A 2,009-nucleotide genomic window follows, 5' to 3' on the forward strand; every position below is an offset into this window, starting at 1 on the left:
CTAGCTCGGTGCCAGGCCCACCACCCTAACCCAATCAAGAGGAACCCAATCAATAGGGGGGTTGGCTTCCGTCAAGCCTCTCTACCTGAAAGCTGACACCATTGGGTGAAGGCAAGCTAGTGAGGTAACAGTTTTGTCGACCATTAGCTTGCCATGTTACCTGCTCTACACCAGTTGGCTCGTTCTGCCAGAGCGGTCTTCGTGTACGGCATGGGAGAGGGGGGGATGTAATCCAACTTCACGATCCCTATTCGTAGTTACTCTTGGCATCTATCGACATCTAGCAGCAGCAGTGAGCTTGCAGTCGGGGTTACGAGGGATCCTCAGCCCACAGGTGATCGACGAACCGAGGGGAGTGGGAGAATCCCTGGCGGACACGGAGGCTTTGATCCAGGTTTGGCATGGACGCGGGGAGGGCAAATTTACATCTGGGTCAGGTTCCATGCTCCTTATTCTGGCCATCCTGAGAGTTTTGTCCAGGGATCCGCTCTAGCCCAAAGGTATGGAGTGGGGCCGCATACCCACTTGGCGGAAACTCGCCGGGGAGTGGAAACTCTACAGGCTCGCTATGGATTGACCCCGGTGCAGTGTTTGAAACGCTGGGGATCCCTGAGTGCTCAGACCTTGGCCGCCCACTGTGTGCATGTGGGGGCTGAAGAAATCGAATCGAGGAGATGCGGTTGGCGGTGTTTCTGCAGCGGTTGGGATCGGGGGATGGAGCTGCTCTGCCGGCGCAACAGGCTTTGTGGATGGCTACACAAGGCAGTGCCGCCTGTCTGGGTCTGGAAGGGGAAATCGGCAGCTTGGAGGTGGGCAAAAAAGCGGATTTGATCTTGCTGGATTTGCGCGTGGGCACCGCTAACCGCTATGCCAAAAAGCTCGCCACCTGCTTGTGAGAACCTGTGGGCTGCATTTTGACCGTGACTCTATTGCACAGCTCAAAGCGGCCCTCGTCGGGCATATGCTCGAAGAATGTGTTAGGCGTCAGAGGAGCAGCGACAGCCTGGATCACAGATATAACCCCTGGTCATTCGTCAGTGGTGCGGAGCGCATTGGGGGCATCCTAACCCCGCCAGCGGGCTTTTGGAGCATCCTGTGAATAGCTCTCAGGGTGCTTGCACGGGCGGTGGGTTGTTGCGCAAAAACGGCTGTACGGCTACAAATCCCAACCCAAACGATCCAATGACTAAGACGACTGCAGCGGCCATCCAAAGTACGGCAGAGCCCTGGGATCCGTGATGTTGCTCCCGTACCCGCTGATAAATGCCGGTGGAATAGGCTGAGGAGTCTGCCTCGCCGAGATAGGGATCCGGGCCGCCCCTATCCTGCATCAACTCGTCCAGGGAAGGAACCTGGTAGCCAGTGCGGGGGTAGGGCTCGGCAGAGGTGTGGGTGGAAGGGTGGCGAAGGGAATCAAAGGAGGACGGGGCAAAGCCGTTGGATGAGAAGGAGGGGGTCTCGTTGCGGGCCTGTCGGCGCTTGAGGCGATTCAAAAAATCGTAGCTGGGAGGGGCTTCCGGTTGGCCGGGATTGACAGTCGGGCTGTTCTGTTGGAAAGAGGCTTCAGAAGCTGCAGCAACTTGGGCAGCCTGGCCATTTGCGTCAGCAAGCCGTAGGCTGATTTGCTGCAGGCGCTTCAAGGTGTGGCCCAATTGCCCCTGGAACTCTTGGGTGATGGCAGCGATCTCTCCAGACAACTGCTGATGCAGAGCGCGCAGGTGCTGGTTTTCCGAGGAAAGCAGGCTTACCTGCTGACGGGCAGACTCCAACTCTTCGGCCACTTGTTGATACACCTGAATCGGCACCACCCCTGGCCCCGTCTCCATTGCGGCAGGGGAGCGAAAGCCACTGGGGTTACTGTTGCTGTTGCGAGCGCCAGAGGGGCTAGAACCCCGAAAACCGTATTGCATAGATTGGGATCGACTCGGAAGGACAGGGGGCTGGGACAGCTTGACACAGAGGGATCCAAGATATCAGGGATCTCCAAGGATAGTGCTGAACACCGGCAA

General features: G+C 57.7%; 2 protein-coding genes. One reads left to right on the forward strand and one right to left on the reverse strand.

Translation table 11 applies throughout. The features are described 5' to 3' along the window. Positions 1-674 precede the first annotated feature (674 nt). The gene (locus tag NW819_RS06660; protein ID WP_041436618.1) at positions 675-896 is read left to right on the forward strand and encodes an amidohydrolase family protein; all 222 of its coding nucleotides are present in this window, start codon (positions 675-677) and stop codon (positions 894-896) included. 210 nt (positions 897-1,106) lie between these two features. Here NW819_RS06660 and NW819_RS06665 read toward each other — a convergent pair whose 3' ends face one another. Further along, positions 1,107-1,910 carry a hypothetical protein gene (locus NW819_RS06665; protein WP_414413275.1) on the reverse strand — a complete coding sequence of 268 codons (804 nt, stop codon included), beginning with the start codon at positions 1,908-1,910 and terminating at the stop codon, positions 1,107-1,109. Positions 1,911-2,009 lie beyond the last annotated feature (99 nt).

Origin of the sequence: Synechococcus sp. R8-2, from assembly GCF_047461715.1 — a bacterium.
In the GTDB taxonomy this organism is placed as follows: domain Bacteria; phylum Cyanobacteriota; class Cyanobacteriia; order Thermostichales; family Thermostichaceae; genus Thermostichus.